The following is a 23,573-nucleotide window of genomic DNA, read 5'->3' on the forward strand; positions in this document are numbered from 1 at the left end:
CAGTCGTACCTCAGTCCCAGAGTCCCTGGATCCGCATGACGCCCGCGACCAGGCACATCGCGGACCCGATCCCCAGGAGGACGATGACGCCCCGGGGCATCTTCTGCTTCGAGAAGGAGTAGACGCCGCCGGCCAGGAACAGGCCGACGACGATCAATATGGTGCTGAGGCCGGTCACAGCGCGCCCTTCGTGGAGGGGATGATCCCGGCGGCCCGGGGGTCGTGCTCGCTGGCGTACCGCAGGGCGCGGGCCAGTGCCTTGAACTGGCACTCCACGATGTGGTGGGCGTTGCGCCCGTACGGGACGTGGACGTGCAGGGCGATCTGTGCCTGGGCGACGAAGGACTCCAGGATGTGGCGGGTCATCGTCGTGTCGTAGGTGCCGATCATGGGCGCCATGTTCTCCGGCTCGGTGTGCACCAGGTAGGGGCGTCCGGAGAGGTCGACGGTGACCTGGGCGAGCGACTCGTCCAGCGGGACGGTGCAGTTGCCGAAGCGGTGGATGCCCGTCTTGTCGCCGAGGGCCTGCTTGAACGCGGCGCCGAGCGCGAGGGCGGTGTCCTCGATGGTGTGGTGGGTGTCGATGTGCAGGTCGCCGTCGGTCTTGACCGTGAGGTCGAACAGCCCGTGCCTGCCGAGCTGGTCGAGCATGTGGTCGTAGAAGCCGACGCCGGTCGACACGTCGACCGAGCCGGTGCCGTCGAGGTCGATCTCGACGAGCACCGAGGTTTCCTTGGTGGTGCGTTCCACTCTGCCTACGCGGGCCGCGCGGGTCATGCGTCGTGCTCCTTCTTGATCTCACGTGCGGCCGTCGCCGTCGGTGCGTCGGCCGCGGTTCCGTCGAGCAGTCCGTCGACCGCGTCGAGGAACGCGTCGTTCTCCGCCGGGGTGCCCGCGGAGACCCGCAGCCATCCCGGTACGCCGTTGTCCCTGACCAGGACGCCCCGGTCGAGGATCCGACGCCAGGCGGTGTGGCTGTCGGCGAAGCGGCCGAACTGGACGAAGTTGGCGTCCGATTCGACGACCTCGAAGCCCTTGGCGCGCAGCTCCTCGACGATCCGGTCCCGCTCGCTCTTGAGCTGGGCGACGTACCCGAGCAGCGTATCGGTGTGCTCCAGGGCGGCGAGGGCGGTGGCCTGCGTGATGGAGGACAGGTGGTACGGCAGCCGCACGAGCTGGACGGCGTCGACGACGGCCGGGGCGGCGGCGAGGTAGCCGAGGCGGAGCCCGGCGGCGCCGAACGCCTTCGACATGGTGCGCGAGAGCACCAGGTGCGGACGGCCCTCGATCAGCGGGAGCAGCGAGGGGTGGTGGCTGAACTCGCCGTACGCCTCGTCGACGACGACCATCGACGGCCTGGCCGCCTGGGCCGCCTCGTACAGGGCGAGGACGGTCTCCGCGTCGACGGCGGTGCCGGTGGGGTTGTTGGGCGAGGTGATGAAGACGATGTCGGGCCGGTGCTCGGCGATCGCCTTCCTGGCAGCCTCGACGTCGATGGTGAAGTCCTCGTTGCGCGGACCGGAGATCCAGCCGGTGCCGGTGCCGCGGGCGATGAGGGCATGCATGGAGTACGAGGGCTCGAAGCCGATCGCGGTGCGCCCGGGGCCGCCGAAGGTCTGGAGCAGCTGCTGGAGCACCTCGTTGGAGCCGTTGGCGGCCCAGACGTTGGCGAGGCCGACCTCGTGCCCGGCGGTGCGGCTGAGGTAGCGGGCGAGCTGCGTGCGCAGTTCGACGGCGTCCCGGTCGGGGTAGCGGTTGAGGTCGCGGGCGGCCTCGCGGACGCGTTCGGCGATCCGGTCGACGAGCGCCTCGGGCAGCGGGTAGGGGTTCTCGTTGGTGTTCAGCCGTACGGGCACGTCGAGCTGCGGCGCGCCGTACGGGGACTTGCCGCGCAGTTCGTCCCGGACGGGGAGGTCGTCGATGCGCACGGGGCGTTCGGGGGAAGTGCTCACTGGTTCGGCACCTTCCATCCGAAGCGGGCCTTGATGGCCGCGCCGTGGGCGGGCAGGTCCTCGGCCTCGGCGAGCGTGACCACGTGGTGCGCCACGTCGGCGAGGGCGTCGCGCGTGTAGTCGACGATGTGGATGCCGCGCAGGAAGGACTGCACGGAGAGCCCGGAGGAGTGGCAGGCGCAGCCGCCGGTCGGCAGCACGTGGTTGGAGCCCGCGCAGTAGTCGCCGAGGGAGACCGGGGACCAGGGGCCGACGAAGACCGCGCCCGCGTTCTTCACGCGCTCGGCGACGGCGGCGGCGTCGGTGGTCTGGATCTCCAGGTGCTCGGCGCCGTAGGCGTCGACCACGCGCAGTCCCTCGTCGAGGCCGTCGACCAGGACGATCGCGGACTGCCTGCCGCTCAGGGCGGGGAGGATCCGGTCCTCGACGTGCTTGGTCGCGGCGACCTGCGGCTGAAGCTCCTTGGCGACCGCGTTCGCGAGTTCCTCGGAGTCGGTGACGAGCACGGCGGCCGCGAGCGGGTCGTGCTCGGCCTGGCTGATCAGGTCGGAGGCGACATGCACCGGGTCGGCGGTGTCGTCGGCGAGGACGGCGATCTCGGTCGGTCCGGCCTCGGTGTCGATGCCGATGCGTCCCGTGAAGTAGCGCTTGGCGGCGGCGACCCAGATGTTGCCGGGGCCGGTGACCATGTTGGCGGGCGCGCAGGTCTCGGTGCCGTACGCGAACATCGCGACGGCCTGGGCGCCGCCGGCCGCGTACACCTCGTCGATGCCGAGGAGGGCGCAGGCGGCGAGGATCGTCGGGTGCGGCAGGCCGCCGAACTCCTTCTGCGGCGGGGACGCGAGCGCGACGGAGGCGACGCCGGCCTGCTGCGCGGGCACGGCGTTCATGATCACGGAGGAGGGGTAGACGGACCGGCCGCCGGGCGCGTACAGCCCGACCCGCTCGACCGGGACCCACTTCTCGGTGACGGTGCCGCCGGGCACGACCCGGACGGGGTGCGGGGCGCGGCGCTGCTCGGCGTGGACGAGGGTGGCGCGCGCGATCGACTCCTCCAGGGCCGCGCGTACGAGCGGGTCCAGTCCGGCCAGCGCCTCGGTGAGCGCGGCGGCGGGGACGCGCACCTGGTCCAGGCGCACGCCGTCGAACCTCTCCGCGTACTCGATCAGCGCCGCGTCGCCCCGATGATGTACGTCCTCGCAGATGGGCCGCACCTTCTCCAGGGCGGCTTCCACGTCGAACTCGGCACGGGGCAGCAGGTCGCGCAGCGCCCGGCCCTCGGGGAGGGCGGCGCCGCGCAGATCGATTCGAGAGATCACACCGCAATTCTCGCAGACCGCACCCGTCGTCCCGGTGTCCGTATCACTGGCTGATACGTGTCCCCCGCCGTCACCGCTTCACTGGCTGATACGCGTCCTGGCCGTGCCCGGTGCCCCATAGCGTTCACGTCGTCACTCAGAGGGAAGAACAGCTCCGAGAGCGGAAGGGGGTACACCCGTGACCGAAGCGCACGACGGCGATTTCCCGGATGGTCTCAGCGCGGCGGAGCTGGGCATGTGGCAGGCGTTCCGGAACGGCAGCACCTACGATCTGCGGGCCCGCGACCCGGCGCGGGACGACCCGTTCGCCCCCTGCGTCTGGGGTCCGGAACGGAGTGTGGACGGGCGTGTCGTGGCCCGGCTGCTGCTGTCGGGGCCGCCGCCGCGTCCCGGGCGGGTCGCGGCGCTGAAGCTCCGCGGGGTGCGGATCAGCGGCACGCTGGATCTGGCGGGCGGGCGGGTCGCGCCGTACGTCGAGCTGACCGGCTGCCGCTTCGAGAACGAGGTGGTGTTTCCGGAGTGCCACTTCACGACGCTGCGGATCGTCGGCTGCGCGATGCCCCGGCTGGAGGCGGCCCGGCTGCGGACCGAGGGCGATCTGCATCTGCCGCGCTGCCGGGTCCGTCGCGGAATCCGGCTCACCGACGCCCAGATCGGCACCGATCTGCTGATCAACCAGATCGAGGTCGGCCCCGATCGCAACGGGCGCGCCCTGGCAGCCGACGGTCTCGCGGTCGCCCAGGACCTCCAGGCGGAGCTGGTGGAGGCGCGCGGCGAGCTGAGCCTGCGCGGGGCGAAGGTCGGCGGTTCGCTCAGTCTGCGCGGCAGCCGGCTGCGCGGCCGGGAGGGCCGGCGCGCGCTGAACGCGCCGCAGCTGACGGTGGAGCGGTCGCTGTACATGAGCGAGGCGTGGGTGAGCGTCGACACCGGGATCCAGGGCACCACCCCTCCGTACGGCATCGTCATGGCGCCGACCCCGGCCCGTGGCACGCGTTCGCAGATCTTCGAGTGCCGGGGCGGGGTGCGGCTGGACGACGGGCGGTTCGGGGACGCGGTCGACCTGCACAAGGCGCGGTTCGTGCTGGCCCGGCACGAGGAGCTGTCGCTGCGCCGGATCGTGACCCCGGAGCTGCGGTTCAACGCGGAGCGGCCGGAGGAGGGCCGGGTCGTGCTGAACGGCGCGCGGGTGGTCACGCTGATCGACGTGTCGACCAGCTGGCCTGGCCCCGGCGGTCTGGCGATGGGCGGGTTCGTGTACGAGAACCTCGTCCCGTACGGGCACTTCCCGCTCGCCCGGCGCCTGGAGTGGGTGGCCGCCGCGACCCCGGAGTACGTACCGGAGCCGTATGAACGCCTGGCGACGGTCCTGCGGAACTGCGGAGAGGACGCCGACGCCCGCGAGGTGCTGCTGGCCAAGCAGCGGCGGCGGCGCGAGACGCTGCCGCTCGCCGCGAAGCTCTGGGGGTTTCTCCAGGACTGGACGGTGGCGTACGGCTACCGGCCGGGGCGGGCCGCGGTGTGGATGGCGGTGCTGTGGGCGGCGGGGACGCTGGCCTTCTCGCGGCACGCCCCGGCGCCGATCAAGGAGGACGAACACCCGGAGTGGAACCCCGCGCTGTACGCGCTCGACCTGCTGATACCGGTGATCAACCTCGGCCAGGACGGCTACTGGCGGATGAAGGACGGCTGGCAGTGGGGGTCGGCCGCGCTGATCCTGCTGGGCTGGATCCTGGCCACGGCGGTCGCGGCGGGCGCCTCCCGGCTGCTGCGCCGCGGCTGAGAGCCTGTCGGGTGACCTTCGGCCGGAAAGCGGACGCGGCGTGGTGCGTGCGATTCCGGCAGCGCCGGAATCGTGCGCGCCAGGGCGTGGCCGTCAGGCCAGAGGCCACCCGACAGGCTCCGCGGCGCCCGCGGGGCCGGGTCGCCGTGCCGCACACCTCGCCGTGGACCTGCCGCCCGGCCCCGCGTTCCTTCACTTTTCATCGACCTTGTCCGGTACAACCCGTTCACTCGGCACCAAAGCTTCACAGCACCCCACTGGCGCCGTCCCGACCCGCACTTTTCAATGGTCTGCACCATGTCACTCCTTCGTTCCCTGCTCCGTGCCACGCGCACGGCCCGGCGCTCCCCGCAGGAGTCCGCCGGGCTGACGGCGGACGGCGCGGTGCTGCTCGACGCTCCCGACGAACGGCTCTCCCCCGCGCTCGTCGCCGCCGCCTTCGGGGCGTACGAACCGGCCGCGGAACTCCTCGCCGCCACCCGGGACGGCGCCGAGTGGGAGAACCGCGACCGGTACCTCGGCCGGCTCGTCACGTTCGCCCGCAGCCGTGACGGCTGGCTGACCGCGTGGCTGGCCGCCGCCCCGCACGATCCCGACGCGCTGCTCGTCAAGGCCGAGCTGGCGGTCCGCAGGGCCTGGGAGTCGCCCGTGAGGGCCGAGCAGCTGCGCGAGGTGACGCCGCTGATCACCGCGGCGGCACAGAGCGATCCGCGCGACCCGGTGCCATGGCGGCTCGCGCTCGACCACGCCCGCGGCACCCGGGCCACGCACACCGCGTTCGAGGCGCTGTGGGAGCAGGCGGTCCGGCGTTCCTCGCACCACTACGGCTGCCATGTCGCGGCCCTGCGGTACCTCTCGGCCGCCTGGTACGGCTCGCACCGCGAGTGCTTCGACTTCGCCGAGCGGGCCGCCGAGGACTCGCTGCCCGGCTCGCTGGTGCGGGCGCTGCCGCTGCGGGCGGCGTACTCCCTGCTGGTCGAGGGGCCGCGGGCACGGACCACCCCGGTGCAGGAGGAGCGGATCGACGCGGCGGCGGACCTGGCGGCCACCTTGTCCGCCTCGTTCGCGCCGGGCGACCCCTGGCCCGCCGAGGTCCGCAACCTGCTGGCGTACGTGCTGGTGACCCGGGGCCGGTGGGACGCGGCGCTGGAACAGTTCCGGCGGATCGGGCCCCACGCGACGTCGTTCCCGTGGGCGTCGGTCTCCGAGGACCCGCTGGGACGATTCCTCGAAGCGCGGGAGGAGGCGCGGTCCCGGGCGCCCGGTGCGGGGCCCCTGCCGGGGCGGGCCCGCAGGGGCCGTCGGCGCGGCCATTACGCTTGACCGCTGTGACCACCGCTCGCCTGCCACTGTTCCCGCTGAACGCGGTCCTTTTCCCGGGCCTCGTGCTGCCGCTGAACGTCTTCGAGGAGCGATATCGCGCCATGATGCGCGAACTGCTCCGGACCGACGAGGACGAACCCCGCCGTTTCGCGGTGGTCGCGATCCGGGACGGCCACGAGGTCGCCCCGACGGCCACCGGAATGCCGGGGGAGGCACACGACTCCCCAGGGCGCGGCCCCGCCGACGGCTTCGGTCCCGACCCGATCCGGGCCTTCCACTCGGTGGGCTGCGTCGCCGACGCGGCGAAGATCCGGGAACGGCCGGACGGCACCTTCGAGGTCCTCGCGACCGGCACCACCCGCGTCGAGCTGCTCTCCGTCGACGCGAGCGGCCCCTACCTGACGGCGGAACTCCGCGAACTGGACGAGGAACCGGGCGAGGAGGCGGGTGCGCTCGCCGAGGGCGTGCTGCGGGCGTTCCGCGGCTACCAGAAGCGTCTGGCCGGGGCGAGCCGACGTTCCCTGACCACGGGGGCGGAGCTGCCCGACGACCCCTCGGTCGTCTCCTATCTCGTCGCGGCCGCGGCCGTGCTGGACGTCCCGGCGAAGCAGCGGCTGCTCCAGGCCCCCGACACCGCGACCAGGCTGCGCGAGGAGCTGAAGATGCTGCGCGCCGAGGCCGCCGTCATACGGCATCTCCCGTCGCTGCCCGCCGTGGAACTGACGCGCGGCCCGACCCACCCCAACTGACCGGCGGACCGTCCAGGCCCGAGCACTCCGGCCGAGGAACCGGATCGCGCCGACCGACGAACCGACCACCCGAGGAATCCTCACCGTGGCGAAGAAGCCGAAGAAGCAGCAGTCCGGCGGCACCCCGGCGACGGTCGCGCTGACCGCGGCCGGTGCGGCGTTCACCATCCACTCCTACGACCACGATCCGGCGTCGGCCTCGTACGGCGAGGAGGCCGCCGAAGCCCTGGGCGTCTCCCCCGACCGGGTCTTCAAAACCCTGGTCGCCGACGTGGACGGCACCCTCACCGTGGCGGTCGTCCCGGTGGCCGGCACCCTCGACCTCAAGGCGCTGGCCTCCGCCGTGGGCGGCAAGCGGGCCTCGATGGCCGACCCGGCCGCGGCGGAACGCACCACCGGTTACGTGCGGGGCGGCATCTCGCCGCTGGGCCAGCGCAAGCGGCTGCGCACGGTGCTGGACGCGTCGGCGCGCGCGCACGGGACGATCTGTGTGTCGGCGGGCCGCCGCGGCCTCGAGGTCGAGCTGTCCCCCGACGATCTGGCGTCGCTGACGGGGGCGGTGTTCGCGGAGATCGGCCGCGGGTAGCGCCTGCCCCGGCCGACGCGGGCAGCACAGGCAGTTCCTGCGCACGGCGGGCGCGGGCAGCGCGAACGCACAGCGCCTGCGCACGGCGGGCATGGGCAATGCGAACAGGCGGCGCCCGCGCACGGCAGACACGGCCGCACAGCGCCTGCGCACGGCGGGCGCGGGCAGCGCCTGCCCGCACCCCGGGCGGGCGCTCCCCCGCTCCTTCCTCCGCGTCTACGAGCCGGTCGGCGGCACCGGCGGCGTACTTCCGCCCGGGGCCGTCCCCGGCCCTGCGGCCCCTTGCCCCGCGCCCGGGACCGGGCCGCCGGCCGCCCACCCCGGGAAGGTGCCCCACTCCGGCTCAGGGTCCCTCGGCCCGAACAGCGCCGTCAGCGCGAGGTGCACCACCATCGCCGCCACCGGCCAGGCCAGCCATGCCGCGGCCGCCGTCCTCAGCTGGAGCGGCGCGTCGAAGACCACGCCCTTGCCGACCGCCCGCGCGTGTGCGACCACGTCCTGGTCCGGCCCGAGCCACACTCCGAGCCGCCAGGCGAGCAGCGATCCGAGCACCCCGCCCACCGCGAGCGCCACCACCATGGCGACACCGCCGCGGCGCTGGAACCAGAAGACCAGCGCGGCGGTCAGGGCCCCGAAACCCAGGGCCAGCAGCACGAACGTACCGTCGGCGCCGATCGCCTCCTCGCCCTCGCTGTCCTGGAGGAAGACGGCCGTGCCGTCCGAGATCAGCGGAACCCTCGGCGCGAGCCACACCCACAGGAGCCCGAGCCCGACACCGGCCACGGTCACCAGCAGGGCGACGGCCACCGCGCGCAGCAGTTCCGGTCCGGGGTCCCTCTCCCCCTCCGCAGCCGGCCAGGATCCGGGGCCGGTCTTCCCGGAACCGTCCCCGTACTGCGGGGTCTGCCAGGGGTTGTCGGAGGAGGGCCGGTCGGGCGGCGTCAGAGGTGCGGTCACCGTGCCATCGTGCCAGGCATCCCCGCACACCGCCTCATCGGACCGCCGCCCTGCGGTACGCCCAGGTGGCCGCGGCGAGCGAGAGGACGCCGACGACCGCGCAGACCGCGAGGTCCAGGGCGACGGCCGCCCAGTCCGGGTGGGCGTCGAAGGACCGTGCGAGCGCCTCCACCCCGTACGTCGACGGCAGCAGATCGCGCGCCCAGTCGACGGGGGTGGGCAGCCGGTCGGCCGGCAGGACGCCGAGCAGCAGCGCCGCCGACATGCCCAGCTGCCCGAGCAGCGTGGCCAGCTCCTGCCGGGGCGCGAGCAGCCCCAGCGCGGCGCCGAGCCCGGAGAGCGCCGCCCCGGACAGCGGGATGACGGCGACGAGCACCCACAGATGCGTCAGCGGAAGCCCGAACAGCACGCTCCCCGCTACCGCCGTGACGACCGTGCCGGGCACGGTGAAGGAGGCGTACGCCCCTGCCGCGCCCAGCACCACGGCGGCGGGCGGTACCGGCAGGGTGGCGTAGTGGTCGAGCCCGCCCCCGGCCCGCAGCTGCCCGAAGTACTGGGCGAGCAGGTTGAGCGCGACGAACGCCACCACGAGGACGCTGGAACCGGCGACGACCGCCCGTGCCTCGGAGCCGCCGTCGACGACCCCGCGCATCAGCACCATGATCCCGACGGACTGGAACGTCGCGACGAACAGCAGCGGAATACGGGCCACCCGGGCCCGGGACAGCTGGGCGCGGTACACGGCCGCGAGCGAGGGGAACAGCCGGGCCCGCGGCGCCAGAGCCTGCTCCGAGCCCGCCCGTGGCGCCGCCCCGTCGTGGCCGTCGCCGCCGTCGGCCCGGACGCCGGTGGCGGGCCCGGCCGGTCCGGCCACCGCCTGTGCGGGAACGATGCTCGTCACCTGGCGCTGCTCCTGTCCACTCGCTGCCCGGCCACGCGCGCGCACCCGACCGCCTCTGCCGCCCCCGACACCTCGGCCTCCTCGGCCGCCCCCGCCGTCCCGCCCGTACCGGCCGCCCCGGTCACGACTTCACCAGCCCCTTGCGCACGTCCCCGCCGAGCGCGAGATAGACGTCCTCCAGGCTGGGCGTCGCCAGGGTGAAGTCGTCGAGCGCGGCGAACGCCGCGCCGCCGGTCGCCGCGGCGACCGCGGCCCGTGCCTCGTCGGGCCCGAGCCGCAGCACCCAGCGGCGCCCGGACTCCTGCGCCGAGCCGCGCAGCGCGGCCACCTCGGGGACGTCCAGCGGCGCCCGTTCGCGCCACACCAGCTCCACCCGGACCTCACCGGCGACGCGCTCCTTGAGCCCGTTCGGCGTGTCGCAGGCGATGACCCGGCCGTGCTCGATCACCGCGACCCGGTCGAGGACCGTTTCGGCCTCGATGACGTTGTGGGTGACCAGCAGGACGGTCGTGCCGCGCTCGGCCCGGCGCCGGTCCACGGCGGCCCACACCGCGCGGCGCGCGACCGGGTCCATTCCGGTGGTCGGTTCGTCCAGGACGAGCACGGGCCGCTCGCCGACCAGCACGGCGGCGAAGCAGGCGAGCCGCCGCTGTCCCCCGGAGAGTTTCTTCAGTGGGCGCCCGGCGATGCCGGTGAGGCCCAGTTCGTCGAGCACGTCGTCGCGCTCGGCCCGGGCCTCGGCCACCGCGAGACCGCGCAGCCGGCCGGTGGTCTCTGCGGCGAGCGACACGGTCAGCTCGTCGAGGGCGGTGGACTCCTGCCCGAGGTAGCCGATCAGCCGGGAGGCCCGTTCGGGGTGGCGCACCAGATCGTGGCCCAGCACGGTGACGCTGCCGGAGTCGGGCCGCATCAGCCCGGTGAGCTGCCGTACCAGGGTGGACTTCCCGGCGCCGTTGGGGCCGAGCAGTCCGAAGATCTCGCCGCGCCGCACATCCAGGCTGATGCCGTCGGTGGCGCGGACCTCCGGTGTGGCCGGTGCGCCGCGACGGCCGCGCGCGGCGGGGTAGGTCTTGACCAGGTCACGCACCGCGCACACGGTCCCGGTCCCCGTCTGCGCCTGTGCTGTGCCCGTACTCACGAGGTACGAGAGTACGGGGTCGCACGACCCGGATCACGCCCGGGGCCGGGCCCGGCCGGCGCCGGCGCCGCTCCCACCGGCCGCTTCGTCCGTCCGCGCGCCCGGTGCGCCTCCGGGCGCGCGGACGGGGCGCGCACGGGGCGCGTACGGTCCCGGGCCGGGCGCCCCGGACGCCGTCAGTCCCCGGAAGAACCCGTGCGCTCCGGCACCGGGGTGCGCCCCGCCGCAGCGCGTACGTCGATCTCCCGCCAGAATCCCGCACGGATGGCATAGCGGTCGTGCTCGTCGATCTGGTCGTCCTTGTGGGCGAGCAGTCCGAAGCGTGCCGCGTAGCGCAGCAGTTCGCCGTCGATGCGGTGCGGGATGCGCGGGTACATCGTCGACAGCTTCTGCAGGTGGGTGTGGTCGGACAGCCGCTCCATCCAGCGGCGGGCGAAGACCTGGCCCACCTCGAAGGGGTCGCCGCCGACGGTGGTGATGTCCTCCTCCCGGTCCGCCCAGCGCTGCTCGGCGCTGGTGAGCTGGGCCAGCGTGGGGAGGGGCGCGGTGTCGGCGGGTTCGCCGAGCGGTCCGCCGCGCTCGATCCAGCCCTTGTCGGAGGACCAGCGCAGCGTGGCGCCCGCCGGCGTGGACGGGGTGGAGGGCTGGGTGCCGGGGCCGCGCAGGCTGCCCGCCAGGTCCTTCGGGGTGGGGACGCCCCTTCCGCCGGGGCCGGGCCGCTCGTCGGCGCCGCCCTCCTCGGACTGCGGGGCGCTCCCGTCGGCCTCGGCCGCCGCCCGCGGCTCCGACGCCTGCTCGGCGGACGCCGCGAGGGCCGCCTCCGGCAGCGGCGCGGAGAGGATCGCCGCGATCTCCGGACCGGGTGCGGGCGGTGGGGCGCAGACGCCGCCGGTCTCCTTGGCCCGGACGGCCTGGGTGATCCAGGTCCGGTCGAGCACCCGGCGTTCGTCGGCCTCGGCGACCAGGTCCTCGGACTGGTTGTAGTCGCCGTCGGCGGCCTGCACGGCCCACAGATGGACGGCGACGCCGTGTTCCTTCGCCGACATCAGGCCCGGCAGCAGGTCCCCGTCGCCGGTCACCAGCACCACGTCGGAACAGGCCCGGTTCCTGGCCAGTTCGGTGAGCTCCGCGTGCATCGCGGCATCGACGCCCTTCTGCGCCCAGCGCCCGTCGCTGCGGGTCAGGGCGCCGAGCCGGACGGTCACCCGGGGCATCACGCGCAGTCTGCGGTGCTCGGGCTGCGGCACTCGGTCGGGGGCGCCGTCGAACCAGTAGATCCGCAGCAACGGCTGCCGCGTATCGGCCTCCGCCAGCTCGCGCAGCCCCCGGATGAGGGCCGCGTGGTCGACGGTGATGCGGGAACGGGCAGGTTCCCCGGCCAGCAGGCTCGCGGCCGCACCCAGCAGGTAACCGGCGTCCACCAGGACGACGCAACGGTCCACGCGTTCCACCCTCTTCCGGGAGTTCGGGTGTGGTCTTTGCGAAGAGTTTCCTTCGAGTCTGCCCGAATGCGCGGAGGTAAACGGCCGGAACTCGATCATCGGCGTGGCGAACCCGGGAAGGCGCGAATTATACACCCTCACCACAGGTTCATTACGCACGGTAATGATCCAACATGCGCGGTTCATCCCATTATGTGAGCCTGAACGCGGTCCTGGCCCCGAGAGTCCCCCCAGGAGGAACACCATGGCCAAGAACAAGAACCGCAAACAGAGCAGCCGGCAGAACCGCACGTCCGCACCCCAGCAGGGCGCGGAAGAGGCCAAGCAGACCTCGTACGAGACGCAGATACAGCAGTCGCAGGCCCAGGGCAGCCCTTCCGATGTCGCCCGTAAGCACCAGCGCCGCTTCGGCCACAACTGACCGACGATTTCCGGTCGTCCGGTGACAGGCCGCGGGACCGGCAGGGGCGCCCCCGCACAGGGCGGGGGCGCCCCTGGGTGCGCCTCGCGTGCACGACCGCCTTCCGTGCGCGCACGCCCCGGTGCAATGTGTCCCGGTGTGCGCGTCCCGCCGTCGCGGGACCGGTTCAGCCGGCCAGGCAGGACGGTCCGAGCAGCACCTTCAGGTCGCCGTAGAGCGCCGGGTCGGGCTTCACCCGGTGCCGGTCGAGCCGGAGCACCGTGGTCTTGCGGGGGCCCTGGAGCCTGATCCGCACCTCGGTGTCGCCCCGGTGGTTGCTGAGCACCTCGCCGAGGCGGCTGACCATGGGCGGGGTGACCTTGACGGTGGGGATGGTCAGGATCACGGGGGCGTTGGTGCCCGCCGCCGAGACGTCGGGGACCTGCATCTCCATCGCGACCAGCCGGGGCACGTCCTCGCGCTTGTCGAGGCGGCCCTTGACGAACACGATGGTGTCCTCGACGAGCTGGGTGGACACCAGCTGGTAGGTGGCCGGGAAGAACATGCACTCGATGGAGCCGGCCAGGTCCTCGACGGTGGCGATCGCCCAGGCGTTGCCCTGCTTGGTCATCTTGCGCTGGAGGCCGGAGATGATGCCGCCGACGGTGACGATGGCGCCGTCCGCGTGCTCCCCGCCGGTCAGCTGGGAGATCGAGGCGTCGGCCTTGTCGGAGAGCACGTGCTCCAGGCCGAAGAGCGGGTGGTCGGAGACGTAGAGGCCCAGCATCTCGCGCTCCTGCGCCAGCAGGTAGGACTTCTCCCACTCGACGTCGGAGAACTCCACGTCGAGCCCGAAGCCCGGCTCGTCGCTGTCCTCGTCGCCCATGCCGCCGAAGAGGTCGAACTGGCCCTCGGCCTCCTTCCGCTTGACCTGCACCACGTTGTCGATCATCGGTTCGTGGTGGGCGACCAGGCCCTTGCGGGTGTGCCCCATCTCGTCGAAGGCCCCGGCCTTGATCAGCGACTCCACGGTCCGCTTGTTGCAGACCACGGCCTCGACCTTGTCCAGGAAGTCCGGGAAGCTGCTGTACTTCCCCTTCGCCTTGCGGCACCGGATGATCGAGTCGACCACGTTCTGACCCACGTTGCGCACGGCCGTCAGGCCGAAGAGGATCACGTCGTCGCCCTGGGCCGCGAAGTTCGACAGGGACTCGTTCACATTGGGCGGCAGCACCTTGATGCCCATGCGGCGGCACTCGTTGAGGTAGATCGCGGACTTGTCCTTGTCGTCCTTGACCGAGGTCAGCAGCGCCGCCATGTACTCGGCGGGGTAGTTCGCCTTCAGGTACGCGGTCCAGTACGTGACCAGGCCGTACGCGGAGGAGTGCGCCTTGTTGAACGCGTATCCGGCGAACGGGACCAGCACGTCCCACAGCGCCTGGATCGCCTCGTCCGAGTAGCCCTTCTTCTTGGCGCCGGCCTGGAAGAGGACGAAGTTCTTCTCCAGTTCCTCGGGCTTCTTCTTGCCCATCACCCGGCGCAGGATGTCGGCCTCGCCGAGCGAGTAGCCGGCGACGATCTGGGCGGCCTTCTGCACCTGCTCCTGGTAGACGATCAGGCCGTAGGTCAGGCCCAGGGTCTCCTTGAGCGGCTCCTCCAGCTCCGGGTGGATCGGGGTGATCTCCTGGCGGCCGTTCTTGCGCTCGGCGTAGTTCGTGTGCGAGTTCATGCCCATCGGGCCCGGCCGGTACAGGGCCGAGACGGCGGAGATGTCCTCGAAGTTGTCGGGCTGCATCTGGCGCAGCAGGGAGCGCATCGGGCCGCCGTCGAACTGGAACACGCCGAGCGTGTCGCCGCGGCAGAGCATGTCGTACGTCTTGGGGTCGTCCAGCGGGAGGCCGAGCAGGTCCAGCTTGACGCCCTTGTTGCTCTCCACCATCTTGACGGCGTCGTCCATGATGGTGAGGTTGCGCAGGCCGAGGAAGTCCATCTTCAGCAGGCCGAGCGACTCGCACTGCGGGTAGTCCCACTGCGTGATGGTGACGCCGTCGGTGTGCCTCACCCAGACCGGTGCGTGGTCGACGATCGGCTCGCTGGACATGATGACGCCGGCGGCGTGCACGCCCATCTGCCGGACCAGGCCCTCCACACCCTTCGCGGTGTCGATGACCTTCTTCACGTCCGGTTCGTTCTCGTACATCCCCCGGATCTCGCCCGCCTCGCTGTAGCGCGGGTGCTTGGGGTTGGTGATGCCGTCGAGGTCGATGCCCTTGCCGAGGACATCGGCGGGCATGGCCTTGGTGAGCCGGTCGCCCATCGCGTACGGGTAGCCGAGGACACGCGCGGAGTCCTTGATGGCGTTCTTCGCCTTGATCTTGCCGTACGTGCCGATCATGGCGACCTTGTCGGCGCCGTACTTCTCCGTCACGTACCTGATCACCTCGACGCGCCGACGCTCGTCGAAGTCGATGTCGACGTCGGGCATCGAGACGCGCTCGGGGTTGAGGAACCGCTCGAAGATCAGTCCGTGCTCGATCGGGTCGAGGTCGGTGATGCCCATCGCGTACGCCACGATCGAGCCGGCCGCGGAGCCTCGGCCGGGGCCGACCGCGATGCCGTTGTTCTTCGCCCACATGATGAAGTCGGCGACCACGAGGAAGTAGCCCGGGAACCCCATCTGGATGATGACGTCCATCTCGTACTCGGCCTGCTTCTGCCGGTCCTCGGGGACGCCGCCCGGGAAGCGGCGGGCCATGCCGCGCCGCACCTCCTCCTGGAACCAGGTGACCTCGGTGAAGCCCTCCGGGATCTCGAACTTCGGCATCAGGTCGCGCTTCTCGAACATGCCGCCGGTGTCGATCTGCTCGGCGACCAGCAGCGTGTTGCGGCACCCCTCCTGCCAGGCGTCGGAGGAGTCGACGGCGTACATCTCGTCGGCCGTCTTGAGGTAGTAGCCGGTGCCGTCGAAGCGGAAGCGGTCCGGGTCGGAGAGGTTCTTGCCGGTCTGGATGCACAGCAGCGCGTCGTGCGCGGTGGCCTCGTGCGCGTAGGTGTAGTGCGAGTCGTTGGTCACCAGCGGCGGGATGCCGAGCTTCCGGCCGATCTCCAGGAGGCCGTCACGGACCCGGTGCTCGATGTCGATGCCGTGGTCCATCAGCTCCAGGAAGTACCGGCCCTCGCCGAAGATGTCCTTGTAGTCGGAGGCCGCCTGGAGCGCCTCGTCGAACTGGCCCAGCCGCAGCCGGGTCTGCACCTCTCCGGAGGGACAGCCGGTGGAGGCGATGAGGCCCTCGGACCACTGGGCGACGGTCTCCTTGTCCATGCGCGGCCACTTCTGCAGCCAGCCCTCGGCGTACGCGTCCGATGACAGCCGGAAGAGGTTGTGCAGGCCCGTGTTGTTCGACGCCCAGATCGTCTTGTGGGTGTAACCACCGGAACCCGAGACGTCGTCGCGCTTCTGGTGCGGCTGTCCCCAGAGGATCTTCCGCTTGTGCTTGCGGGACTCCGGGGCGACATACGCCTCGATCCCGATGATCGGCGTCACCCCCGCCTTCTTCGCCGAGTGGAAGAAGTCGTACGCCCCGTGGAGGTTGCCGTGGTCCGTCATCGCGATGTGCGTCATGCCCATCTCGTTGCACGCCTCGAACATGTCCTTGAGCCGCGCGGCACCGTCCAGCAGCGAGTACTGGGTGTGGACGTGCAGGTGCGTGAAGGGCGGCTTGGTCACGGCGGTGGGCCTCCGAAGTGCAGGCGTGGCGCGGAGCGCCTCGATGAGGGGCGACGGGTGGGCGGGCTGCGGGTGACGGGTGGGGACAGCGTGGAAGTCTACGTCTCCGGGAGGGGGAAACGCCGTCCCGGCGGATCGACACCCCTTCAAGGGACGTCCACAGGTCCGCATGCGACACTCGTCGACGATGGACGTATCCGGGACGCACCTCAGAGTCGTTCGCGCGGCGCTCTTCACAGCGCTCGTCGTGACGCTCTCCACCGCGTCCCACGTGCTGCTCTCCCGGGTCCCGCTGCCGCTGACCGCCGTGGCCCTGCTGGCCGGGGCGGTCTTCGCCGTGGCGTACGCGCTGGCAGGCCGGGAGCGCGGCTTCTGGGCCATCGCCGGGTTGCTGGTCCCGCTGGAGCTGGCCGCCGACACCTTCTTCACCACCGGTCAGCACCTCTGCTACGGCGCGGCGGGCGGTCCGATCGCGGGGCCGCTGCGCTCGGTCGGGGTGGACGTGCTGTGCGGTGGCGGCGACATCGGCGCCGGCGCGTCACCGGCCGGTGACGTCGGCGCCCCGCTCACCTCGGTGACCGGCGGCGGACACACCGCGGTCGCGCTGCTGGCCTCCCCCGGCCCCGCGGTGCCGTGGCTGCTGCTCGCCGCCCATGTGACGGTCGGTCTGCTCGCCGCGGCCTGGCTCCGGCGCGGCGAGTCCGCGCTGGTCGCCCTGCTGGGCGCGGTCGCCGTCCTGGCGTTCCGGCCGCTGCTGATCGCGGTCGCCGTGGTGGGCGCGGCCTGCCGGACCGTACGCCTCAAGGTGCGCCCCGCCGGGCACGGCCCGCACCCGCTCCTGCACGCCCGTGTGCTCGTGCACTCCGTGGGACGGAGGGGACCGCCGCGCTCGGCCCGCGCCACCGCCTGAGCACGTACGTCCCCGAAGAACTCACACCACGGAGAGAGCGACATGAGCAATCGCAACAGCCAGGCCAACAAGGCGGCAGCCCGCGAGCGTCTGCGCGCCGAGCGCGAGCGCCAGGCCAAGAAGGAGAAGACCCGCAGGCAGATCCTCGTCGGCGTCTCGGTCGTCGGCGTGCTGGCGATCGCCGGCGGCGTCGGCTGGGGTGTCATGCAGATGAACAAGCCGTCCCAGTGGGAGGCGGCCAAGGACGAGAAGAACGTCACGGCGCCCAAGAACACCTCGGGCGAGAACGGCACGACCGTCGTCATCGGCAAGCCGACCGCCAAGAAGACGCTGGAGGTCTACGAGGACCCGCGCTGCCCGATCTGCGCCACGCTGGAACAGTCCATCGGCGAGACGATGCAGAAGGACATCGACGCCGGGAAGTACAAGGTCAAGTACATCGGTGCCACGTTCCTCGACGACATGATCCCCGGCGAGGGCTCGAAGAACGCGCTGAGCGCGCTGGGCGCCGCCCTCGATGTCAGCCCGCAGACCTTCCTGGACTACAAGTCCGCACTCTTCTCCGCGAAGTACCACCCGGAGGAGGCCGACGACAAGTTCAAGGACGACGCGTACCTGATCAAGATCGCCGACTCGGTCGACGCCCTGAAGGGCAACAAGGAGTTCCAGAAGAACGTCGAGGACGGCACGTTCGACGCCTGGGCGATGAAGATGTCCGAGACGTTCGACAAGAGCGGCGTCCGGGGCACTCCGACGCTGAAGATGAACGGCAAGCCGCTCACCGGATCGGACGGCAAGAACGCGCCGTCGACGGTGGAGGAGTTCAACACCACGATCAACGCCGCGCTGAAGGGCTGAGCCCCGCCCCGCCGCACCGGAGCCGAACGTTCCGGGCGGAAGGGGCACCCCGCGTCACGGCCAAATCCTGACGACTCTTCAGCAACGGGCAGGCGAACTTCCGTCGTTCGCCTGCCCGTTGGGCTTACCGGTCAGTAAGGTCCTGGCCCATGACCTCTCGACACCTTCCGCCGCAGTCGGCCGCCCCCAGTCGCCGCACGGTCGTCAAGGCCGCGGCCACCGCCGCCGTCGCGCTCCCCGTACTCGGCTCCGCCACCACCGCGCGCGCCGCCGACGGGCCCGCCTTCCTGCACGGCGTCGCCTCCGGCGACCCGCTCCCCGACGGCATCCTCCTGTGGACCCGCGTCACCCCCACGCCCGACGCCGTGCCCGGTTCCGGCCGCGGCGCCGACACAACGGTGAGCTGGGAGGTGGCCGAGGACAAGGACTTCTCCCGGATCGTCTCCCGCGGCTCCACCGTCGCGCGGGCCGCCTCCGACCACACCGTCAAGGCCGACATACGCGGGCTGCGCCCGGCCACCGCGTACTGGTTCCGCTTCTCGGCGGGCGACGGCTCGGCGGTCCTCTCGCCCACCGGCCGCACCCGTACCGCGCCCGCCGCCGGGGCCACCGTCGCCGGTCTGCGCTTCGGCGTGGTCTCGTGCGCCAACTGGGAGGCCGGTTTCTTCTCCCCGTACCGGCACCTCGCGGCCCGCACCGACCTCGACGCGGTGCTGCACCTGGGCGACTACATCTACGAGTACGCGTCGGGCGTCTACCCGGCCGCGAAGTACGTCGTACGGCCGCACGAGCCCCGGCACGAGATCCTCACCCTCGCCGACTACCGCACCCGGCACGGCCACTACAAGACGGACGCCGACCTCCAGGCCCTGCACGCCACCCACCCGGTGATCGCGATCTGGGACGACCACGAGATCGCCAACGACACCTGGTCGGGCGGGGCCGAGAACCACACGCCGGACGCGGAGGGCTCCTGGGCCGAGCGCGCCGCGGGCGCCAGGCAGGCGTACTTCGAGTGGATGCCGGTCCGCCCCGCCACCGAGGGCACCGTCTACCGGCGGCTGCGCTTCGGCAACCTGGCCGACCTCCATCTCCTGGATCTGCGCACCTTCCGCTCGCAGCAGTCGACGGTCGGCAACGGCTCGGTCGACGACCCGGCCCGCACGATCACCGGCCGGGCGCAGCTGGACTGGCTGAAGGCGGGTCTGGCCGGTTCGGACGCCGCCTGGAAGCTGGTCGGGACGTCGGTGATGATCTCGCCGGTCGCGTTCGGCTCGCTGCCCGCGCACCTGCTGGAGCCGCTGGCCGAGCTGCTGGGGCTGCCGAAGGAGGGGCTCGCCGTCAACGTCGACCAGTGGGACGGCTACACCAGCGACCGCAAGGAACTGATCACGCATCTGCGGGACCGGTCGATCACCAACACAGTGTTCCTGACGGGCGACATCCACATGGCATGGGCCAACGACGTGCCGGTGAAGGCGGCCACGTACCCGCTCTCGGCCTCGGCGGCCACCGAGTTCGTGGTGACGTCGGTGACCTCGGACAACCTGGACGACATCCTGCACGTGGCGCCGGGGACCCTCTCGGCGGTCGCGAGCACGGCGGTGAAGGCCGCCAACCGCCATGTGAAGTGGGTGGACATGGACGCGCACGGCTACGGCGTCCTCGATGTGACCGCGGAGCGCTCGCAGATGGACTACTACGCCGTGTCCGACCGCTCGAAGCGGGACGCGACCTCGTCCTGGGCGCGTTCGTACCGGACGCTGAGCGGAACGCAGAAGGTCGAGCGGGTGAACCAGCCAGTGCGCTGAGGGGCCATTTTCAGCCACTCGGGCTCGCGTTGACGGCGCATGACATCGCTACGGCGGGTGGCGTGCCTCCACACACCAATGGGGACACACCGCCCGCCGGAGTAACGCATGATGTCAGGTCCGCGCCTCAAACCCTGGAACGCCAGGATTCTTTCCTCCCTGTTCCGGACGGTTCACCCCTCGGTCGATGCGGCTTGATCATCTCTGCTGGCGACCTGACATGCCCACGTAATCTCCCTGGCGGCGAGGAGGAAGTGCCTCCTCCACACACCCGCGAGGAGACCCCGTGCAGGCTCTTGCCCGTATTTCGCCGCGTATGCGCAACCGTGCGCTCGGCACCGCCGTCCTGGCCGGAACCCTGGCCCTGGCACCGCTCTTCGCCGCCCCTGGCTCCGCCTCCGCGAAGGTGTCCGCCGCCTCCGCCACCTCCGCGACCGCCGCGTCCGCCCAGCAGTGCGCGGACGGCACGGCCACCGACGCCACGGCGCGCAGGGCGCACCCCGAGAAGACCACGAACGCCCACGACCCCAACGAGCTGTCCGCCGCCCAGGCCAAGGCCATGGACACGCAGCTGCGGCAGAGACTCTCGGACCGCCGGGCCGGCGGCTCCGCGCTCGCCGCGGGCGCCACGATCCCGGTGTACTTCCACGTCATACACTCCGGGACGACCGGCAAGCTGAGCGCGACCGCCATCAACAACCAGCTGAACGTCCTGAACGCCGCCTACGGCGGCCAGGGCACCGGCAACACCGACTCCGGCTTCCGGTTCACGCTGGCCGGCACGGACTACACGGACAACAGCTCCTGGTACGGCGTCTCGCCGGGCTCCTCCGCCGAGAAGTCGATGAAGTCCGCGCTGCGCAAGGGTGGCGCCGACGCCCTCAACGTGTACACCGCCAACCTCGGCGGCGGGCTGCTCGGCTGGGCGACGTTCCCCAGCTCGTACAAGTCCAACCCGTCCGACGACGGCGTCGTCATCCTGAACTCCTCGCTGCCCGGCGGCTCGGCCACCAACTACAACGAGGGCGACACCGCCACCCACGAGGTCGGCCACTGGCTGGGGCTCTACCACACGTTCCAGGGCGGCTGCAATGGCAACGGCGACTACGTCTCCGACACGCCCGCCGAGCAGAGCCCCGCGTCCGGGTGCCCGACCGGGCGTGACACCTGCACCAGCAAGCCGGGCGTCGACCCGATCCACAACTTCATGGACTACTCGTACGACGCCTGCATGTACCAGTTCACCTCGGGCCAGGTGCAGCGGATGAGCGACAGCTGGATCGCCTACCGCGCCTGATCCGCCCCGTTCGCCGAGTGCCCGCGCGAGGGGCCCGCGCACCGCGCCGGACCCCTCGCGCGGGCGCCCTCCCGGCGAGGTCGCCCTTCCCGCGCGGTCACAGGGTGGCGAGGAACCCGAGCGCGACCTTCCAGGCCAGTTCGGCCGACGCCGCGTCGTGGTCGGGCAGTTCGTGGTCGGTGAAGAGGTGCCCCGCGCCCGGGTAGCGGTAGACCTCCACATCGGCACCGGTCCGCTGCATCCGCAGATACCAGGAGTTCAGCCAGTCGTGCGTCTCGAACGGGTCGGGATCGGCGACGTGCAGCTGTACGGGAAGCTCGTCCACCGACGCGTTCTCGGCGATGTCCGAGGTGCCGTGGAACAGCAGCAGACCGCGCGCCTTCTCGTCACCGAGCGCCAGCGTCTGCGCGGTGGCCGCCCCCAGGGAGAACCCGGCGTACACCAGGCCGCGGTCGGAGTAGGGCGCGGCGGCCAGCACGGCCCGCCGCAGCAGTTCGTCCTTGCCCAGCTCCTCCTTGAACGCCAGGCCTTCCTCGACGGTGTCGAACGTGCGCCCCTCGAAGAGATCGGGTACGTGCACCTCGTGCCCGGCTGCGCGCAGCCGGGCCGCAGCCGCGTGCACCGCGGGGCGCAGACCGTACGTCGAATGGAAAAGCATGATGTCCATGGGGCCATGGTGCCAGTTGCCGCCGTGCCTCGCGTCGCATGGGGCCCGGCCGCGGGGTGCCCGCCGGAACGGCCCGGCCCGGCATCCCGATCGCCGAAACCGCGCTCCCGGGCACCGCCGCGCACCGCACGGACCGGACCGCCGCCGCTCCGGTCCGGCGCCTCGGGCGTCACCGCAGGCTGCGCACGTCCAGCTGTCTCAGCACCCGGTCGACCACCTCCGGGTCGTTGCCCGCCTCGCTGCGGGCGGACAGCACCGCGTGGCGCGCGGCGGACATCATCTCGCGCTGGACGAGGTTGACCGCCTTGAAGCGCTCGGCGCGCTGCGCGTACGCCTCGCGGCGCTCCTCGTCGACCATGTCGGGGCTGATCCGGGCCCCCATGTCGTAGGCCAGCCGCTGCAACCGCTCGGCGACCTCCTCCGGGAACTCCTCGTCCTCCTGGATCTCCTTGAGCCGCTGCTTCGCGGCCTTGGCGGCACGGATCGCGAGGTCCTTCTCCAGCGCCTCCTCGGCCGCCGTGTCGGCCTTGACGTGGAGCTTGCGGACCAGCCACGGCAGGGTGAGCCCCTGGACGACGAGCGTGGCCATGATCACGGCGAAGGCGATGAAAATGATCTCCTCGCGCCCCGGGAAGGGCTGCCCGTCGTCGGTCTTCAGCGGGATCGCGAGCGCCAGGGCCACCGAGGCGACCCCTCGCATTCCGGACCACCACATGACGACGGTCTCCCGCCAGCTGGTGGGGATGTCCTCGCTGACGTCGCGCCGGGTGTGCAGCCGCTTGGCGAGCCAGGTCGCGGGCAGCAGGTAGAGCAGCCGTACGCCGACGACGACCGCGACGATCGCCAGGCCCCAGCCGAGCATCTGGAGTTCGCGGCCGTCCGCCGTACCGAAGACGTTGTGGAGTTCGAGGCCGACCAGCCCGAAGGCGACCCCCGTCACGAGGGTGTCGACGATCTCCCAGAAGGAGCGGCCGGTGAGCCGGCCGAGCACGTCGTCGGCGTCGGCGGTGTGCTCCGCGAGGAAGAGCGCGGTGGTGAGGACGGCCAGGACGCCCGACCCCATCAGCTCCTCCGCGAGCACATAGCTCACGAACGGCACCAGCAGGGTGAGCCCGACCTGGAGGGTGGCGTCGCCGAGCAGGCCCATGAGCTTGATGGTGAGCCAGCCGAGCACCAGCCCCACCACCACGGCGACGACCGCGGACAGGACCAGCAGCCCGAACGCCTCGGGGAGCGAGAAGGTGCCGCTCACCGCGGCGGCGATCGCCACGTGGTACAGCACGATCGCGGTCACGTCGTTGAACAGTCCCTCGCCCTCCAGGATGGAGACGAGCCTGCGCGGCAGTCCGACCGAGCCCGCGACGGCGGTCGCGGCGACCGGATCGGGCGGGGCGACGAGCGCGCCGAGGGCCACGGCGGCGGCGAGGGGAAGTCCGGGGACTATCGCGTTGGCCACGGCGGCGACGGCGGCCGTGGTGACGAAGACCAGCGCCACGGCCAGCAGGAAGATCGGCCGCTTGTTGGCGGCGAACTGCCGCCAGGAGGTGCGCTGCACGGAGGCGTAGAGCAACGGCGGCAGGACCGCCGGCAGGATGATCTCCGGCGGGATGTCCACGTTCGGCACGAAGCTGAGGAACGCCATGCCGACCCCGGCGAGCGTCATCAGCACCGGTGCGGGCAGTCCGAGCCGCTCCCCCAGTGGCACCGTGACCACGGCTCCGAGCAACAGCAGGAGGAGCAGTGTCAGTTGGTCCAC

Annotated in this window: 20 protein-coding genes; 9 read left to right on the forward strand and 11 right to left on the reverse strand. The window is 71.9% G+C overall.

From position 1 onward, the window contains the following. Positions 1–10: 10 nt before the first annotated feature. From ACFYXM_RS00785 to hisD, 4 genes are read right to left on the reverse strand one after another with little or no spacing between them, the layout of a single operon-like run. Entirely contained in the window at positions 11–178 is a 168-nt protein-coding gene (locus ACFYXM_RS00785) for a hypothetical protein (RefSeq protein WP_389285552.1), read from the reverse strand. Continuing rightward, positions 175–777 (reverse strand): imidazoleglycerol-phosphate dehydratase HisB, encoded by a 603-nt coding sequence (hisB, locus tag ACFYXM_RS00790; protein WP_389285553.1) that lies wholly within the window; start codon positions 775–777, stop codon positions 175–177. The genes ACFYXM_RS00785 and hisB overlap by 4 nt, the downstream gene beginning before the upstream one ends. Continuing rightward, positions 774–1,952 carry a histidinol-phosphate transaminase gene (locus ACFYXM_RS00795; protein ID WP_389285554.1) on the reverse strand — a complete coding sequence of 393 codons (1,179 nt, stop codon included), beginning with the start codon at positions 1,950–1,952 and terminating at the stop codon, positions 774–776. The genes hisB and ACFYXM_RS00795 overlap by 4 nt, the downstream gene beginning before the upstream one ends. Next, positions 1,949–3,271 (reverse strand): histidinol dehydrogenase, encoded by a 1,323-nt coding sequence (gene hisD / locus ACFYXM_RS00800; protein WP_389285556.1) that lies wholly within the window; start codon positions 3,269–3,271, stop codon positions 1,949–1,951. Before hisD ends, ACFYXM_RS00795 begins: the two co-directional genes overlap by 4 nt. 178 nt (positions 3,272–3,449) lie before the next feature. Between hisD and ACFYXM_RS00805 the strand changes: the two genes are divergently transcribed. The 4 genes from ACFYXM_RS00805 to ybaK all read left to right on the forward strand — a co-directional run bounded on the left by ACFYXM_RS00805 (position 3,450) and on the right by ybaK (position 7,709). Further along, positions 3,450–5,051 carry an oxidoreductase gene (locus ACFYXM_RS00805; protein ID WP_389285557.1) on the forward strand — a complete coding sequence of 534 codons (1,602 nt, stop codon included), beginning with the start codon at positions 3,450–3,452 and terminating at the stop codon, positions 5,049–5,051. Between the two features lie 297 nt (positions 5,052–5,348). Further along, complete coding sequence (locus ACFYXM_RS00810; RefSeq protein WP_389285559.1) at positions 5,349–6,374, forward strand: hypothetical protein; 1,026 nt, start codon at positions 5,349–5,351, stop codon at positions 6,372–6,374. 5 nt (positions 6,375–6,379) lie between these two features. Then, positions 6,380–7,123 (forward strand): LON peptidase substrate-binding domain-containing protein, encoded by a 744-nt coding sequence (locus tag ACFYXM_RS00815; protein ID WP_389285560.1) that lies wholly within the window; start codon positions 6,380–6,382, stop codon positions 7,121–7,123. 85 nt (positions 7,124–7,208) lie between these two features. Continuing rightward, positions 7,209–7,709, forward strand: a complete 501-nt coding sequence (gene ybaK / locus ACFYXM_RS00820; protein ID WP_389285561.1) for a Cys-tRNA(Pro) deacylase — start codon at positions 7,209–7,211, stop codon at positions 7,707–7,709. A 216-nt stretch (positions 7,710–7,925) separates the two neighbouring features. Here ybaK and ACFYXM_RS00825 read toward each other — a convergent pair whose 3' ends face one another. The 4 genes from ACFYXM_RS00825 to ACFYXM_RS00840 form a co-directional block, all read right to left on the reverse strand. Further along, entirely contained in the window at positions 7,926–8,666 is a 741-nt protein-coding gene (locus tag ACFYXM_RS00825) for an ABC transporter permease (RefSeq protein ID WP_389285562.1), read from the reverse strand. 34 nt (positions 8,667–8,700) lie between these two features. Beyond that, positions 8,701–9,447, reverse strand: a complete 747-nt coding sequence (locus tag ACFYXM_RS00830; RefSeq protein ID WP_389285920.1) for an ABC transporter permease — start codon at positions 9,445–9,447, stop codon at positions 8,701–8,703. Between the two features lie 241 nt (positions 9,448–9,688). Beyond that, the gene (locus tag ACFYXM_RS00835) at positions 9,689–10,663 is read right to left on the reverse strand and encodes an ABC transporter ATP-binding protein (protein ID WP_389285922.1); all 975 of its coding nucleotides are present in this window, start codon (positions 10,661–10,663) and stop codon (positions 9,689–9,691) included. Positions 10,664–10,881: 218 nt separating this feature from the next. Further along, positions 10,882–12,156, reverse strand: a complete 1,275-nt coding sequence (locus tag ACFYXM_RS00840; protein WP_389285564.1) for an NYN domain-containing protein — start codon at positions 12,154–12,156, stop codon at positions 10,882–10,884. 235 nt (positions 12,157–12,391) lie between these two features. Here ACFYXM_RS00840 and ACFYXM_RS00845 point away from each other — a divergent pair, with 235 nt between their 5' ends. Continuing rightward, positions 12,392–12,568, forward strand: a complete 177-nt coding sequence (locus ACFYXM_RS00845) for a hypothetical protein (protein WP_389285566.1) — start codon at positions 12,392–12,394, stop codon at positions 12,566–12,568. A 166-nt stretch (positions 12,569–12,734) separates the two neighbouring features. Here the strand turns inward: ACFYXM_RS00845 and dnaE are convergent, their stop codons facing one another. Further along, positions 12,735–16,274, reverse strand: coding sequence for a DNA polymerase III subunit alpha (gene dnaE / locus ACFYXM_RS00850; protein WP_389285568.1), 3,540 nt, complete (start codon positions 16,272–16,274; stop codon positions 12,735–12,737). Positions 16,275–16,461: 187 nt separating this feature from the next. Here dnaE and ACFYXM_RS00855 point away from each other — a divergent pair, with 187 nt between their 5' ends. The 4 genes from ACFYXM_RS00855 (at position 16,462) to ACFYXM_RS00870 (ending at position 21,150) form a co-directional block, all read left to right on the forward strand. Further along, positions 16,462–17,184: a hypothetical protein gene (locus tag ACFYXM_RS00855; RefSeq protein ID WP_389285569.1), complete on the forward strand. Its 723-nt coding sequence runs from the start codon at positions 16,462–16,464 to the stop codon at positions 17,182–17,184. A gap of 42 nt (positions 17,185–17,226) precedes the next feature. Continuing rightward, the gene (locus tag ACFYXM_RS00860) at positions 17,227–18,042 is read left to right on the forward strand and encodes a DsbA family protein (protein WP_389285570.1); all 816 of its coding nucleotides are present in this window, start codon (positions 17,227–17,229) and stop codon (positions 18,040–18,042) included. Positions 18,043–18,191: 149 nt separating this feature from the next. Continuing rightward, positions 18,192–19,853: an alkaline phosphatase D family protein gene (locus ACFYXM_RS00865; protein ID WP_389285571.1), complete on the forward strand. Its 1,662-nt coding sequence runs from the start codon at positions 18,192–18,194 to the stop codon at positions 19,851–19,853. 316 nt (positions 19,854–20,169) lie between these two features. Continuing rightward, positions 20,170–21,150: a zinc metalloprotease gene (locus ACFYXM_RS00870; RefSeq protein WP_389285573.1), complete on the forward strand. Its 981-nt coding sequence runs from the start codon at positions 20,170–20,172 to the stop codon at positions 21,148–21,150. Between the two features lie 97 nt (positions 21,151–21,247). On the opposite strand, the gene ACFYXM_RS00875 is transcribed toward ACFYXM_RS00870, so the two are convergent. Beyond that, complete coding sequence (locus ACFYXM_RS00875) at positions 21,248–21,817, reverse strand: dienelactone hydrolase family protein (RefSeq protein WP_362022108.1); 570 nt, start codon at positions 21,815–21,817, stop codon at positions 21,248–21,250. Positions 21,818–21,986: 169 nt separating this feature from the next. Further along, the gene (locus ACFYXM_RS00880) at positions 21,987–23,573 is read right to left on the reverse strand and encodes a Na+/H+ antiporter (protein WP_389285574.1); all 1,587 of its coding nucleotides are present in this window, start codon (positions 23,571–23,573) and stop codon (positions 21,987–21,989) included.

It is taken from the genome of Streptomyces sp. NPDC002476 (assembly GCF_042889785.1).
Taxonomy (GTDB): Bacteria; Actinomycetota; Actinomycetes; order Streptomycetales; family Streptomycetaceae; genus Streptomyces.

Coding starts and splice junctions, on each gene's coding strand:
- ACFYXM_RS00875 (WP_362022108.1), bottom strand. CDS start 21,817: ATGGACATCATGCTTTTCCATTCGACGTACGGTCTGCGCCCCGCGGTG.
- hisB (WP_389285553.1), bottom strand. CDS start 777: ATGACCCGCGCGGCCCGCGTAGGCAGAGTGGAACGCACCACCAAGGAA.
- ACFYXM_RS00865 (WP_389285571.1), top strand. CDS start 18,192: ATGACCTCTCGACACCTTCCGCCGCAGTCGGCCGCCCCCAGTCGCCGC.
- ACFYXM_RS00870 (WP_389285573.1), top strand. CDS start 20,170: ATGCGCAACCGTGCGCTCGGCACCGCCGTCCTGGCCGGAACCCTGGCC.
- ACFYXM_RS00845 (WP_389285566.1), top strand. CDS start 12,392: ATGGCCAAGAACAAGAACCGCAAACAGAGCAGCCGGCAGAACCGCACG.
- ACFYXM_RS00810 (WP_389285559.1), top strand. CDS start 5,349: ATGTCACTCCTTCGTTCCCTGCTCCGTGCCACGCGCACGGCCCGGCGC.
- ACFYXM_RS00860 (WP_389285570.1), top strand. CDS start 17,227: ATGAGCAATCGCAACAGCCAGGCCAACAAGGCGGCAGCCCGCGAGCGT.
- ACFYXM_RS00855 (WP_389285569.1), top strand. CDS start 16,462: ATGGACGTATCCGGGACGCACCTCAGAGTCGTTCGCGCGGCGCTCTTC.